Source organism: Paenibacillus sp. WLX2291, from assembly GCF_046603665.1.
Taxonomy (GTDB): Bacteria; Bacillota; Bacilli; order Paenibacillales; family Paenibacillaceae; genus Saccharibacillus.
Genome location: NZ_CP176755.1, coordinates 4,171,235 through 4,185,757, shown reverse-complemented (window position 1 = coordinate 4,185,757; position 14,523 = coordinate 4,171,235). Strand labels below are relative to the sequence as shown.

14 protein-coding genes are annotated in these 14,523 nt (G+C 48.0%); 12 read left to right on the top strand and 2 right to left on the bottom strand.

Translation table 11 applies throughout. The features are described from left to right. Window positions 1-81: 81 nt before the first annotated feature. Both ACDE64_RS17885 and mnmA read right to left on the bottom strand, forming a co-directional pair. On the bottom strand, window positions 82-1,065 hold the full coding sequence (locus ACDE64_RS17885) for a LacI family DNA-binding transcriptional regulator (protein ID WP_411347742.1): 984 nt from the start codon (window positions 1,063-1,065) through the stop codon (window positions 82-84). A gap of 171 nt (window positions 1,066-1,236) precedes the next feature. After that, window positions 1,237-2,361 (bottom strand): tRNA 2-thiouridine(34) synthase MnmA, encoded by a 1,125-nt coding sequence (mnmA, locus tag ACDE64_RS17880; protein ID WP_411347741.1) that lies wholly within the window; start codon window positions 2,359-2,361, stop codon window positions 1,237-1,239. A 292-nt stretch (window positions 2,362-2,653) separates the two neighbouring features. Here mnmA and cymR point away from each other — a divergent pair, with 292 nt between their 5' ends. The 12 genes from cymR to ACDE64_RS17820 all read left to right on the top strand — a co-directional run bounded on the left by cymR (window position 2,654) and on the right by ACDE64_RS17820 (window position 14,376). Further along, window positions 2,654-3,073 carry a cysteine metabolism transcriptional regulator CymR gene (cymR, locus tag ACDE64_RS17875; protein WP_367060908.1) on the top strand — a complete coding sequence of 140 codons (420 nt, stop codon included), beginning with the start codon at window positions 2,654-2,656 and terminating at the stop codon, window positions 3,071-3,073. 292 nt (window positions 3,074-3,365) lie between these two features. Then, on the top strand, window positions 3,366-4,511 hold the full coding sequence (locus ACDE64_RS17870) for a cysteine desulfurase family protein (RefSeq protein WP_411347740.1): 1,146 nt from the start codon (window positions 3,366-3,368) through the stop codon (window positions 4,509-4,511). A gap of 139 nt (window positions 4,512-4,650) precedes the next feature. Next, window positions 4,651-5,142 carry a PRC-barrel domain-containing protein gene (locus tag ACDE64_RS17865; RefSeq protein ID WP_411350334.1) on the top strand — a complete coding sequence of 164 codons (492 nt, stop codon included), beginning with the start codon at window positions 4,651-4,653 and terminating at the stop codon, window positions 5,140-5,142. 163 nt (window positions 5,143-5,305) lie between these two features. After that, the gene (locus tag ACDE64_RS17860; RefSeq protein WP_411343459.1) at window positions 5,306-5,509 is read left to right on the top strand and encodes a hypothetical protein; all 204 of its coding nucleotides are present in this window, start codon (window positions 5,306-5,308) and stop codon (window positions 5,507-5,509) included. Between the two features lie 679 nt (window positions 5,510-6,188). Continuing rightward, window positions 6,189-8,816 (top strand): alanine--tRNA ligase, encoded by a 2,628-nt coding sequence (alaS, locus tag ACDE64_RS17855; RefSeq protein ID WP_411347739.1) that lies wholly within the window; start codon window positions 6,189-6,191, stop codon window positions 8,814-8,816. A gap of 238 nt (window positions 8,817-9,054) precedes the next feature. Beyond that, window positions 9,055-9,315, top strand: a complete 261-nt coding sequence (locus ACDE64_RS17850) for an IreB family regulatory phosphoprotein (RefSeq protein WP_411346839.1) — start codon at window positions 9,055-9,057, stop codon at window positions 9,313-9,315. 18 nt (window positions 9,316-9,333) lie between these two features. Beyond that, entirely contained in the window at window positions 9,334-9,750 is a 417-nt protein-coding gene (gene ruvX / locus ACDE64_RS17845; protein WP_411343457.1) for a Holliday junction resolvase RuvX, read from the top strand. Window positions 9,751-9,761: 11 nt separating this feature from the next. Continuing rightward, window positions 9,762-10,058 carry a DUF1292 domain-containing protein gene (locus ACDE64_RS17840; protein WP_411343456.1) on the top strand — a complete coding sequence of 99 codons (297 nt, stop codon included), beginning with the start codon at window positions 9,762-9,764 and terminating at the stop codon, window positions 10,056-10,058. A 4-nt stretch (window positions 10,059-10,062) separates the two neighbouring features. Beyond that, a complete protein-coding gene (locus ACDE64_RS17835) occupies window positions 10,063-10,371 on the top strand; it encodes a DUF1292 domain-containing protein (protein WP_411343455.1) in 309 nt (102 codons plus the stop codon). Window positions 10,372-10,476: 105 nt separating this feature from the next. Further along, window positions 10,477-11,625: an endolytic transglycosylase MltG gene (mltG, locus tag ACDE64_RS17830; RefSeq protein ID WP_411347738.1), complete on the top strand. Its 1,149-nt coding sequence runs from the start codon at window positions 10,477-10,479 to the stop codon at window positions 11,623-11,625. Window positions 11,626-11,945: 320 nt separating this feature from the next. Continuing rightward, entirely contained in the window at window positions 11,946-12,875 is a 930-nt protein-coding gene (locus ACDE64_RS17825; protein WP_411347737.1) for a peptidase U32 family protein, read from the top strand. Between the two features lie 136 nt (window positions 12,876-13,011). Continuing rightward, on the top strand, window positions 13,012-14,376 hold the full coding sequence (locus tag ACDE64_RS17820) for a peptidase U32 family protein (RefSeq protein ID WP_411347736.1): 1,365 nt from the start codon (window positions 13,012-13,014) through the stop codon (window positions 14,374-14,376). Window positions 14,377-14,523: the final 147 nt, after the last annotated feature.

The window sequence follows — 14,523 nt, the reverse complement described above, 5'->3', positions numbered from 1 at the left end:
CAATCAAAGCCTAGCATTCAATAAAAAAACGCCTTCATTGAAGGCGCTACATTGCGGATGAAACCTGTATAGAATGATGATCTAAGCCGTTGAACCATCATACAGCTGGACTGGCAAAATCGTCTGCCGCTCCGCTTCATCAAATTCACCATCGATTTCGCGTAGTAATACGTCGATCGCGGTACGCGCAATCTCTTCAATGGGCTGACGAATCGTAGTCAGTTGTGGGATAGCAGAGGAGATCACATTGGTGCCGTCATAACCGACCAATTTCAGATCATGCGGAATACGGATACCGCGTACACCTGCTTCATACAGAACCGAAGCCGCAATCATATCATTACTTGCAAATATACCATCCATTTCTGGATGCTCGTCAAAGGCACGGCGAATGAACGTCAGCTGATCATCACGATCCAGCGGCAATTCAATCTCATACGTATAATGTGGCAATCCATGTTGCTGCATCACATCTTCAAATGCTTTGCGGCGCAGTTGTGCAGGCGTTTCCAACTCCGCAGGTCCGTTAAAATGCACAATGTGCTGACAGCCCCGATCAATTAGCCGCTGCGTTGCTAACCGTCCACCCTCATAGTTGTCAGAACTAACGACCGGAATCGTGTCCGACAAATAGCGGTCAATGGCAACCACTGCGAGATTGGCTCTTTTATAATTCAAAATTCCACGATTATGCGTGCCGACAATGATGCCATCCACCTGATTACGCATCAGCATCTCGGCATATTGTTCTTCTTTGTCGATTCGATTCAAGCTGTTACATAACAGCACCTTTAACCCATGCGCCGCACACAGATTCTCGATATGAAACGTCAACTCACCAAAAAACGGATTGGCTGTCGTTGGTAGGATCAGTCCGATCAGATGAGTACGTTTATTGAATAGCGAGCGCGCAATATCGTTAGGAAAATAGTTCAATTCTTCCATCGCGCTGCGTACTTTGGTTTTGGTTGCTTCACTTACATAACCTCGGTTGTTCATCATACGCGATACCGTCGTCGGCGAGACGCCAGCGAGTCGGGCAACATCTTCTAGTTTCGCTTTCATACGGCAGCCTCCGTTTTTTCTTTTAGTATACCATTTGCCTGATGGCAAAAGAAGAATAGTGCTGGTAAGCCAAAAAACCTTCCGTTTGCGAATACGTCAACAAGACGAATCGCAAAACGGAAGGTAGAGTGGATAATCTGCGAAGTAGTTACAATCATATCTAGTCTGTTCTTACACCAGCGCCTCATAAGGAACTTTTTCCGCCACTTCAATTGTGCCGCCGCCCAGACAAACATCACCATCGTAAAAGACAACTGCCTGTCCCGGTGTGATCGCTTTTTGCTGTACATCAAATTGTACATGTACATTGCCATCTTCCTGCCAAGTAAGTGTAACGCCTTGATCCGGTTGACGATAACGGAATTTGGCGGTGCATGTTACGATTGTACCGACCGCTGGTGTATTGCCATTGATCCAGTTGATACCGGATGCGACCAGCCCGGTCGAGTACATACTCGGATGTGCATCCCCCTGTACGACGTACAAAATATTTTGCTCCAGATCCTTGTCAGCCACGAACCACGGTTGTCCATTGCCAGAGCCGCCGATGCCAAGACCTTGACGCTGACCTAGCGTGTAGTACATCAGACCGTCGTGACGACCTTTCACTTCGCCGGTTGCAATATCAACCATATTGCCGGATTTGGCAGGCAGATAGTTGCTCAGGAACTCGCGGAAATTGCGCTCTCCAATAAAGCAAACGCCGGTGCTGTCTTTTTTCTTAGCAGTATATAGATCATGCTCCGCCGCGATTCGGCGTACTTCCGGCTTCGGCAGATGACCGATCGGGAACATCGCTTTGGACAGCTGCTGCTGATTGAGCGCGTTCAGGAAATACGTTTGGTCTTTGTTGTTATCAACGCCGCGCAGCAGAGTGAGCGTTCCATCCTGATCGACAACGCGTGCATAATGACCGGTTGCTACATAATCCGCGCCCAGATCCAGCGCTTTGTTCAGGAATTCACCGAATTTGATCTCGCGGTTACACATTACATCTGGATTTGGTGTGCGTCCGTTTTTGTATTCTTCCAGAAAGTAAGAGAAGACTTTGTCGAAATATTCCTTTTCAAAATTGACCGTATAATAAGGAATACCGATCTGTTCGCAGACGCGGCGTACATCTTCCGCATCGTCCTCGGCGGTACAATTGCCGAACTCGTCGGTATCATCCCAGTTTTTCATGAAAATACCGATTACATCATACCCCTGTTGCTTGAGCAGCAGTGCTGTAACCGAAGAATCTACGCCGCCGGACATCCCGACGACTACACGTGTTTCTGAAATTGCTTTTGCCATTTGCATATCACATCCCCGTTTAATATTGAACCGGATTGAAGTGCCGGTGGTGCAGCAGGTGGCATCCCACTCACCAATCATTACAATTTTGCTACAACTAGCAATTCCATTTCCCAAACGCTATTCATCTGTGTTACGATAAGATAGAAAAATGATCGGAATACAGTGAATTATTGAGAATACATCGCTGATGTGCAACTGCTAATTATAATTGGGTTTGTGAAATAAATCAACAACTAATAAAGCGGCAATATTTCATGCGTTTGGTCATATTAGAGACGAGGTGCACACTATGAAAATTTCAACTAAAGGACGTTACGGTCTGACGATTATGATGGAGCTGGCTTCGCGTTTTGGCGAAGGTCCAACTTCCCTAAAAAGTATTGCTGAACGAAACCAGCTGTCTGAGCATTATTTGGAGCAGCTAATTGCTCCGCTACGTAACGCTGGATTGGTGAAAAGTATCCGCGGCGCATATGGCGGTTATATCCTGTCCCGTGAGCCAGAGCAGATTACCGCAGGCGAAGTGATCCGCGTGCTGGAAGGACCGGTGTCGGTCGTTGATTTTACCGATGAGGACGTGGCAGCCAAGCGTCATCTGTGGATGCAAATCCGCGACGCTATCGCCAGCGTGATCGATTCCACCACCCTCAAAGACCTGATCAGCTATCAGGACGAAGGTGCGGAAGACAATTACATGTTCTATATCTGATCCTCATCGCTGCTTCATATACGTTGCTGTATATGACAGCTAGCACAATGCGATCACACAATCAGAACAAGCGGAAGAACCGTCGCCATCGCGCTGCGCATTCTTCCGCTTTTTGCTATGTCTGGCATAGGGTATCGTATCGACTTATACTATAGAAGATGGCTGACTACACAAGCAATAATCCACGATGTTACGGATAGAGACTTATATTCGTTGACGATTCGTTAATTTGATATAGAAGCTTCTTTTGCAGAAACTTTACAATATAGAAGGAAAGACAGGGTGAAATGAAATGACTCCAATCTATCTTGATCATGCTGCTTCCACACCGGTACACCCGGAAGTGGCACAACAAATGTTGAATGTAATGACCGGCACACATGGCAATGCGTCCAGCGTGCACGCCTTTGGACGTGCTGCCAAGCGGATCGTCAGTCAAGCGCGCGATCTGATCTCATCGCGAATCGGCTGCCATCCGAATGAACTGGTGTTTACAGCAGGTGGAACGGAAAGCGACAATATGGCATTGTTCGGCGCAGCGGAAGCGCTGAAGGAACAGGGACGTCATATTATTACATCGCAGATTGAACATCATGCAGTGCTGCATGCGTGCGAAGTGCTGGAGAAGCGTGGTTATGAGATTACCTATTTGCCAGTGAATGAGAGCGGTCGCGTATCGCTCGACGATCTGCGCGCTGCCATTCGCCCGGATACGATTCTGATCAGCATCATGTTTGGCAATAATGAAGTGGGTACCTTACAGCCGATTGTGGAAATAGGACAACTGGCGCGTGAGCATAACATCCTGTTTCATACCGACGCAGTGCAGGCGCTCGGTGGTGTCAGCATCAACTGTCACGAGCTGCCGGTCGATCTGATCAGCTTTTCCAGTCATAAGATCAATGGTCCGCAAGGGATCGGTGCATTGTATGTACGTCAGGGAACGAAGCTGGAGCCGCTGCTGCACGGTGGTTTGCAGGAGCGCAAGCGCCGTGCCGGTACAGAAAATCTCGCCGGAATCGCTGGCTTTGGTAAGGCGATAGAGCTGGCGACAGACAAGCTGGAGCAACGTAATAGCGAGCTGGCAGCACTGCGTGGATATTTTCTCGAGCAGCTGGAAGAACAGGCAGGAAGGGATGCTTTTGTGATCAATACGCCGCTGGAGCAATCGCTGCCGCATATTCTCAATGTGAGCTTCCCGGGAACGACTAGCGAAACGATGCTGATGAATCTCGATATGGAGCAGATTGCTGCGGCAAGCGGTTCCGCATGCACCTCGGGATCGCTGGAATTATCACATGTATTACAAGCGATGAATTTACCGCAAAATGTGCAGCAATCGGCGATTCGTTTTAGCTTTGGACTGGGTAATACTACACAAGAAATTGAACAAACTGCACAGAAAATTGCAACCATTTTACAACGGATACGTAAATGATGTTAAGGACTCCCCTGTATGGTGAATAAGGGAGGATAGATGTCGGGCGTTGCCATCTCCGGACACGATCATGTTCCGGTTTCCGTACCCGCGCAAAATGTGCGCTGAGGAGGTCCTGAAAGTGTTAAAAGTACAGAGCATGATAGGACTCGCTGTATTTGATGTGGAAGACGGCAAGCAGCTGGGCAAGATCCACGATTTTATCATTACGGAAGATTGGTCAGTCTACGGATTCGAGCTGGAAGGCAAAGGTCTGTTCTCGATCCAAGTCCGTACGGTGAAATGGGAGGATATTGTGAGCTATGGCAATGATGCCATTATGATTCGCAATCAACAGGCAGTTCGCCAGACGGCGGCTGACGATATTCAGCATACATTTTTAATTGGGGATAGCAAGGTAAAAGAATTGCCTGTCCTTACCGGTGACGGAGCAATCCTCGGCTATGTGTCCGATGTTTACTTTAATCCTGAACTGGGTAAAAGCATTACCGGGATCGAAATTAGCGACGGTTTTATCTCCGATCTGATTGGCGGAAGAAAATGGCTTCCGATTAGTACGCAAGTTGCGTTTGGTGAAAGCGCCATAATGGCGCCGATTGCCAGCGGACAGCGGCTGGAGGAATGTCTGTAAACTGTAGCTGGCACAGCAGCGGCCGAACGGAATATGCTGCGGACGCGCTTCTACATTAGACGTGCGTCCGTGCCGCGTATACCTGTGGCATGAGCATCTTACTATAGGATGTCGTACAGCAAGCCAGCTGCCCAAACTCGTAGACGGATAGGGTGAGCGCGGAATGAAATGTCCAAACTGTAGTTCCAAAGATATCGGCAAGATTGGCTCGCATCAATTTTATTGTTGGGGCTGTTTTATTGAATTGACTGTAAATAACGGCAAAATGTCTGTATACCAGGTGGAAGAGGACGGTACGCTCAGCTCGCTGGACGATTTGTTCGTAGAGCAGCCTGTAGCGGCGGCATCCATTGCTTTATCCTCATAATCCATGCATAACGCAATAGCGAAAGTGGTCGGGGCATTAATGCTGGACAGTCGTAATTCCATACATACCATGGTAGCATGCAGCTCATGACTGAACATCGCCGCGGCCGATCGCATACGAAACACGTATGTTGTCGAGTCGCGGTTTTTTGGCATCTAACATATCGATAGTCAGCTTCACCAAAAGGATGATATCTCGGCGGATCGACGTGATCTGGCGCAAGATGTATAGCAAGTGGCAACCTTTCTTTTTCCTAGAAACGGTAACGCTCTCATACCGCTTGTATCCATGTCTGCTGTCATTGACAGAGCCGAATACGCTGGATATACTGGTATAGGTTGTTGAAAATCGTGAAATTCCGCGCAGCAGGCATCATTGCGGCGGAAATGGGTATCTGTGCATACCTCTTTTTTTACGGTTCAGCTCTTGCTGGACATATGCATAATCAAAGAAGAGGTGCAGGGAGAAGCCGCTGTAGGAAATACAAGAATACCGTCCCTGATCTATGAGCAGGGGCGTTTTTTTAGATTTCAAGTCATTACAGGTACAGATTCCATATGCGTTGATTTTATGGGATAAGCAGTATGAGACTGCTGTTATCATGCGCACTGTGTACATGTTACGCATCGAATTCCCGCGTCTATGATGTAGACGCTATATCTAAGGAGGCTCGCTATTTATGAAAGCAAGTGAAATTCGTTCCAAATGGCTCGCTTTTTTTGAGAGCAAAGGGCATAAAGTAGAACCCAGCGCGCCGCTCGTACCGATTAACGATCCATCTCTGCTGTGGATCAACGCTGGTATGGCACCGCTGAAAGCGTATTTCGACGGACGGGTGCAACCGGACAATCCGCGTATCACCAACTCGCAAAAATGTATTCGTACTAACGATATCGAGAATGTCGGCAAAACGCGCCGTCACCATACATTCTTTGAGATGCTGGGTAACTTCTCGATCGGTGACTACTTTAAAGAAGAAGCGATCACATGGGCATGGGAATTCCTGACTGGCAAAGAATGGATCGGCTTCGATCCAGAGCGTCTGTCTGTTACCGTATACCCGGAAGATGAAGAAGCGTTCAAGTTGTGGAATGAGAAAATCGGTCTGCCTGCGGAGCGCATCATCAAGCTGGAAGATAACTTCTGGGACATCGGCGAAGGTCCATGTGGACCATGTACTGAGATTTTTTATGATCGTGGCGATGCTTACGGCGCGCTTGATCCGAACGATCCAGAAATGTATGCAGGCGGCGAAAACGAGCGCTTCCTGGAAGTATGGAACCTCGTATTTTCCCAGTTTAACCATAACAAAGATGGTAGCTATACGCCGCTTCCGAACAAAAACATTGATACCGGTGCTGGTCTGGAGCGCTTCACATCCATCTTGCAGGATGTAGATTCCAACTTTGACACCGACCTGTTCCAACCAATGATTCAGGAAACCGCGCGTATCGCTGGTGTCACTTACAAACAAAACAACGAAACCGATGTGGCGCTGAAAGTCATTGCTGACCATATCCGTACCGTGACATTCGCTGTAGGCGATGGCGTACTGCCATCGAACGAAGGACGCGGTTATGTAATCCGTCGTCTGCTGCGTCGTGCCGTTCGTTACGGAAAAGTAATCGGTCTGGACAAACCATTCCTGTTCAGCCTTGTCAAAACTGTAGGCGATGTGATGGGCGTATACTACCCAACTGTCGTAGAGCAACAAGATTATATTGAGAAAATTATCCGTACTGAGGAGGAGCGTTTCCACGAAACGCTATCCGATGGTCTGAATATTCTCGGTGAGCTGGCGCAACAAGCCAAAGCACAAGGGAAAAATGCAATTAGCGGTGCAGATGCGTTCAAGCTGTATGACACATACGGTTTCCCATTTGACCTGACAGAAGATTATGCACTGGAAAACGATCTGACTGTGGATCGTGAAGGCTTTGATGCAGCGATGCAGGAGCAGCGTGATCGTGCGCGTGCAGCCCGTCAGGACAGCGGTAGTATGAAAGTACAGGGCGGCGTACTGTCCGAACTGGAAGCGAAGAGCGAATTTATCGGTTATGAGCAGCTGAATGTTCAATCGACTGTCGCAGCTATTATCGTCGACGACGCGTTTGTACAAAGCGCTGGCGCTGGTCAAACGGCACAAGTCATTCTTGACGTGACTCCATTCTACGCAGAGAGCGGCGGTCAGGTGAGCGACCTCGGTCTGCTCAGCAGCGACAAAGTCGAAGCATCGGTAGAAACGCTGTTCAAAGCACCCCGCGGTCAATCTGTGCATATCGTAAATATCAGCTCCGGTGAGCTGCATGTGGGCGATACCGTCACCGCACAGGTCGACGAGCCGAACCGCAACGATATTATCAAAAACCATACTGCGACTCACCTGATGCACAAAGCGCTCAAAGAAGTGTTGGGTAACCATGCCAATCAGGCAGGTTCACTCGTGGAAGCCGAGCGTCTGCGCTTTGACTTTTCCCACTTTAGCAGCGTAACACCAGAAGAGATCGTCGATATCGAACGCCGCGTAAACCAGGAAATCTGGAAAGCTCTCGATGTGGAGATCAACTATGCAGCAATCGACGAAGCCAAAGCAATGGGCGCAATGGCATTGTTCGGCGAGAAATACGGCGATATCGTGCGCGTAGTCAAAATCGGCGATTATAGCATCGAGCTGTGTGGCGGTTGCCATGTAGATAACACTTCGCGTATAGGTTTATTCAAAATTTTGTCCGAAAGCGGCATCGGCTCCGGTGTACGCCGGATCGAAGCGGTAACTGGACGTCTGGCTTATATGTTCCTCGACAGTCAGCTTGATCTGCTCAAACAAGCAGCTGGTCAACTGAAATCGAATGTACACGATGTGCCGAAACGCATCGAAGCGCTGAACCAGCAAGTACGCGATCTCGGTCGTGAAAACGAATCGCTGCAAAGCAAGCTGAGTCTGATCGAAGCTGGTCAATTGACCGATCAAGTGGAAACGGTAGGCAGTACGCAATTGCTGGCAACCGCAGTGAACGCACCTAGCATGGATGCACTGCGCGGTCTGGCAGATGAACTGAAAGGCAAACTGCCGGAAGCAGTTCTTGTACTGGGCGCAGCAATCGAAGATAAAGTAAACTTTGTCGTTGTAGTACCGAAGTCCGGCATCGACCGCGGATTGCACGCTGGTAAACTGGTCAAAGAAGTTGCAGCCATCTGTGGCGGCGGCGGTGGTGGTCGTCCCGATATGGCGCAAGCTGGCGGTAAAGACGCGTCCAAGCTGAACGAAGCGCTGGAAGCCGCTAAGAAACACGTCGCTTCTGTATAACGCACAACAGCAGGATACACAAGAAGCATAATCAAGCACGCAAGCAAGAATGTGGATCGCTTACATTATTCTGCAATATACTTTAAAATTCTGTAACTTTTCGATTAGTTTTAACGTAAATATTCCTTGTATATCCCTTGATGTGTTATGATGAGAGAGAATCAACATGAACATCAGGGGATTCCATTTTGAGGAAGCGTGTGTTCCATCACTTTCCGAAAAAGCGAGGTGTCAGCGAGTGGACTCCATGGACAAAACTATGAAGTTTAGTGTCAAAGGTGACGAGCACGAAAGCTCCTCACAAGAAATACTGCTCACCGTGTATGATGCATTGGTGGAGAAGGAGTACAACCCGATCAACCAGATTGTTGGTTACCTCATTTCCGGGGACCCCGCTTATATTCCTCGGCATAACAATGCGCGTAGTATGATCGGTAAAAAAGAGCGGGACGAATTAATTGAAGAACTGGTCCGTTCCTACCTGGCCAGTCATCGGTAGAGACGGAGCGTACACATCATGAAAATATTGGGCCTCGATTACGGAGACCGCCGGATTGGTATTGCGGTAAGCGATGCGTTCGGTTGGACCGCTCAGGGACTGGAGGTTATTGACCGGCAGCGCAATCCCGAAGTACTGGAACGTATTGCGGAATTGGTCAAGGAACATGAGATCAGCGAGCTCGTGGTTGGACTCCCCAAGAACATGAACGGAAGTGTTGGTCCCCGTGGTCAACTATGTATCGAATTTGCAGAACATCTTCGGGAATCTGTGCAGCTGCCTGTTCACCTTTGGGATGAACGGCTTACAACGATGTCAGCCGAGCGCACATTGATTGAGGCTGATGTAAGCCGCAAGAAACGCAAGCAGGTCGTGGATAAAATGGCCGCAAGCTTGATTTTACAAAATTACTTGGATTCTAAAAGTAAAAGGTGAGGGTGGTTAATATGGCTAAAGATCAAAATTTGCTTGAGGACGAACCGGAAATTATTTATATTCCTGATGATGAAGGTAACGAAGAGGAATTTGAAGTCATCATGAAATTCGAGGTTGATGGTTCGGAAGCCAAATATATGATGGTCGTGCCTATGGAAGCCACAGAGGACGATACCGATGAAGTATATGCGTTCCGATATGAAGAAGAAGGCGACGATTTGAAGCTGTACATTATTGAAGACGAAGACGAGTGGCAGATCGTCGAAGAAACCTTCAATACATTAGTAGCTGAATTGGATGGTGAATAAGCCCATGAGTGATCTTTCTGCGAGTAATGTCAAGTTATCGTCCAGACTGCTGGAAGCCTACGGTGTACTTATTGAGTTAACCGATGAAGACGGCGAGACCGTTGTTTATCGTTTGATCAGCGAATTTGAGGCGGAGACCGGTGCGTATGCTGTATTGCAAAAAGATACAGCACTGCCGGAAACGGAAGTCGAAATTTTGAAAATTGTGGATGGTTCAGGTGAAAAGCCAGAGCTGGTTACGATTGATGATGACGATGAATGGGAAGATGTAGCGGAATTGTATGATGAGTTGACTTTACCGTTTGAAGATTAATCACGGATCTGTATACAGCAGGCATTGCTGCTGCGGTCATGTACTTTCTGAGAAGAGCGGGAATCTTTCCGCTCTTTTTGACTGTCAAAGGAGATGTTATATCTATTGCGTAAAGTGGTCAGGACATTTGCAATTATCGTAGTCATTGTCATCATAGCTGCCGCAGCGGCAGGGATTTACGGCTGGAAGGCGATGCAGCCGACAGCAGCTTCCGAACAACCGGTAGCGTATACACTGGAGCAAGGCACGTCCACGACATCGTTAGCTCAAGAGCTGCAAAATAACGGTATTATTCGCAGTGCGCAAGCGTTCAAATGGTATCTGCGCTGGAAAAATGAAGGCAATCAATTCAAAGCAGGCAATTATGAATTTACGCCAGGCATGACGTATGAGCAGATTGTTACCAAGCTGAATAACGCCGATGTAGTCGTACCGAAAACGATGAAATTTACGATTCCAGAAGGATATACCGTTACTCAAATTGCGGACAAGCTGAGTGAAGCTGGCTTTGTGGATCGCGACAAGTTTATGAAACTGGTAGATGATCCATCTCAGTTCAAACAGGCACGCGAATGGAATGTACCAACTGGCAATGGTATTTTGCATCCGCTAGAAGGATATCTGTTCCCGGCAACGTATGATTTGCCAATTGAAAGTACGGAAGAAGATGTGATCGCTAACATGCTGGCAGGCATGCGTACGAATTTGGCATCTATTAGCGATCTGGATAGTAAGTTGAAAACACGCGGCATGAATCTACACCAATTGCTGACCGAAGCGTCGCTGATTGAGCGCGAAGTTGTCGTACCAGCAGAGCGTGCTGAGGTGGCAGGTGTGATCGACAACCGGATCAAGCAAAAGATGCGTCTCCAAATTGATGCTACTGTCCAGTATGCACTAGGCAAGCAAAAGCAACGTCTGCTGTATTCCGATCTGAAAATCGACAGTCCATATAACACTTATCTGAATGACGGTCTGCCGCCGGGTCCAATTGCTAATCCGGGCATTGAATCGATCAAAGCGGCACTGGAACCGAAAACATCAGAATATCTGTATTATGTGACCAAAAAAGACGGCTCTGGCGGACATCTGTTTGCCAAAACGTATGCTGAGCATCAGAAGAATATTGAGACTAGCAATGCAACTAGCGCTGCTGGATCAGGACAGAGTACCGATAATGAAAGTACAGAAGGTACAGGCACTGTAGATGGAACGACAGGTACAGATGCGTCAGGAACAACAGGGACTGAGTAAAGTACCGCAAGCTCCAATTTGTAATAAACCTGTAGACACCATTATCGCATTGTATGTAAACACAGATAGGCTGTAACTGATTGTTTCCTAACGCCACAAATAAGGCGGGCACCATCAAGCAGGCGATATCGCTGCATGATGCGTGCCTGCTTTTGGGCGTGCAGGGAAAATGTCTTCACATGCACACAAATGTGCTTCAAATCTGCTCCGTTTATCCTGTATGATAGATATCGTGCTATCATCGGAAGTAAGCGGAGCAATGCTGTACGAACGAATGCGAATATGTAAATAACAGCCGGAAGGCTGGGAGGTGCTGGACAATGAGTAACAAACCTGAACTGCTGGTGACGGTATCCTCGTTAGAGGAACTGCGCCGTCTGGCGGAAGCGGGCGCTGACGCTTTTCTCGTTGGCGAAGAACGATATGGTATGCGATTACCCGGAAGCATGAACGTGCAGCAGATTGGCGAAGCGGTAGCTTACAGTCATGAGCATGGCAAAAAGGTATATGCAGCGGTCAACAATCTAATGACCAATGAGCTACTGCACGGTTTGTCTGTTTATATTGAAGAGCTGCGCGATCTAGGTGTGGACGGAATTGAGTTTGGCGATCCAGCAGTGCTGACAACCGTGCGTGAGCGGGCGCCGGAGCTGAAGCTGCACTGGAATGCTGAGATGACATCGACCAGTTCATCCACTGCGAACTATTGGGGCAGTAAGGGCGCTACACGAGCTGTGCTGGCGCGTGAGCTGAATATGGATGAGATTACCGGGATGATGGATAAGATCAAGGTAGAGGCTCAGGTACAGGTACATGGGATGACTAATATTTATCACTCCAAACGTCAACTCGTGCAGAGCTATATGGCACATCAGGGGCGCGAGGTGGATGGCGATCTTGGCTTGAATCGCGGCTTGTTCCTGATTGAGGCAGAGCGCCGGGATGAGAAATTCCCGATCTATGAAGACGGAAATGGGACGCATATTATGAGCTCTGAGGACATTTGCATTTTGGAAGATTTGCATCTGTTGATGGAAGCGGGCGTGCATAGCTTCAAGATCGAAGGCATACTGAAATCGCTGGAGTACAACGAAGCGGTTGTGCGCGCGTATCGCCAAGCAATCGACGCTTACGCACACAATACGGATGAATACGAGTATGAGGAAGAATGGTTGGATGAGGTTCGCGCCTTGCAAGACCCGGAACGCGAGTTGGCGTTTGGCTTCTTTTATAAGGAACAGGTATTTTAAAAGGAATGTTATATTAGCAGATGCTAAATGTACTGTTAAAACTATGCACGATCTGGAATAAAGATCGTAAGAGTTATATTCGCATAAGTCATATTCAACAATGTTCAAGCAATATGATCGAGGGGGAAGATCTCCAATGAATACAGCAAAACCAATCCATTTCGGTAAACGATACCGTCTGGACAAGCCTGAGCTGCTTGCGCCTGCTGGTAATCTGGAAAAGCTGAAATTCGCTATTCACTATGGCGCAGACGCCGTCTATATTGGCGGGCAGAAATACGGTCTTCGGTCCAACGCAGATAACTTCAGTTTTGAAGAGATGCGGGAAGGCGTACAATTTGCCAATCGTTATGGTGCCAAAGTGTTTGTAGCGACTAACATTTATGCTCATGATGAAGATGTAGATGGTATCGAAGAATACTTGCGCAATCTGGAAGACGTCGGCATCTCCGCGATCATCGTAGCAGATCCGACTATCATTGAAGTCGCCTTACGCTGCGCACCGAGGCTGGAAGTGCATCTGAGCACCCAGCAATCGACGCTGAACTGGCAGGCGGTAAAATTCTGGAAAGAACAAGGCTTACCGCGCGTCGTACTCGGTCGTGAAACAAGTCTGGAAGAGATCGCGGAGATCAAGAAACATGTCGATGTAGAGATCGAGTCGTTTATCCACGGTGCGATGTGCTCATCGTTCTCAGGACGCTGCGTATTGTCAAACCACTTTACTGACCGCGACTCCAACCGTGGTGGCTGTTGCCAGTCCTGCCGCTGGAAGTACGATCTGTTTGAGGATGCTCGTCCGCAATCTCGCTGGATGTCCGAGGAAGAGATGATGGACAAGCAGGCGCCGGAACCGTTCTCGCTAGGCGACAATCAGCTGCCATTATACAATGAAGGCGATAACCCATTCTCTATGGGATCAAAGGATCTGTGCATGCTGGAAGCAATTCCTGATCTGATCGAAGTGGGGATTGACAGCTTCAAGATTGAAGGACGGATGAAGTCGATCCACTATGTGGCAACTGTCGTTAATGCTTACCGTCAGGCAATCGACTCCTATATGGCTGATCCTGATCACTATGTACTGAAGCCGGAATGGCTGGAAGAGCTGAACAAAGCGGCGAACCGTCCGCTTAATACAGGGTTCTTCTACGATACACCGGACGAAGAGGATCATATTTACGAGCCGGAAGATAAAGCGGTACCGTATGACTTTGCTGGTCTGGTGCTGGATTATGATGCTGCTACAGGCATGGCGACCATTCAGCAGCGCAACCATTTTAAACCGGGACAGGAAATTGAATTTTTCGGACCAGACAATACGTTCTTCAAGCAACAGGTCGGTATGATCTGGGATGAAGAGGGCAATGAACTGGATGCAGCACGTCACCCTTTGCAAAAAATCAAAATGAAGGTGGATCAACCGGTTCGCTATTTTGATATGATGCGCAAAAAGAACGTAAAAGTAGCAAAACAAGCCAAAACAGCCGCTGCTGTTTAAGATTATAGCTATCGATCAGCCAAGGGATAAATCAAATAGTAGGGGCAAATGATACCGGAATAATGCGTGAACCGGTTGTCATTTGCCCCTTTCTTAATATGAATATGTAACAGAACATGACATATTACCCACTTGCATAATAATGAT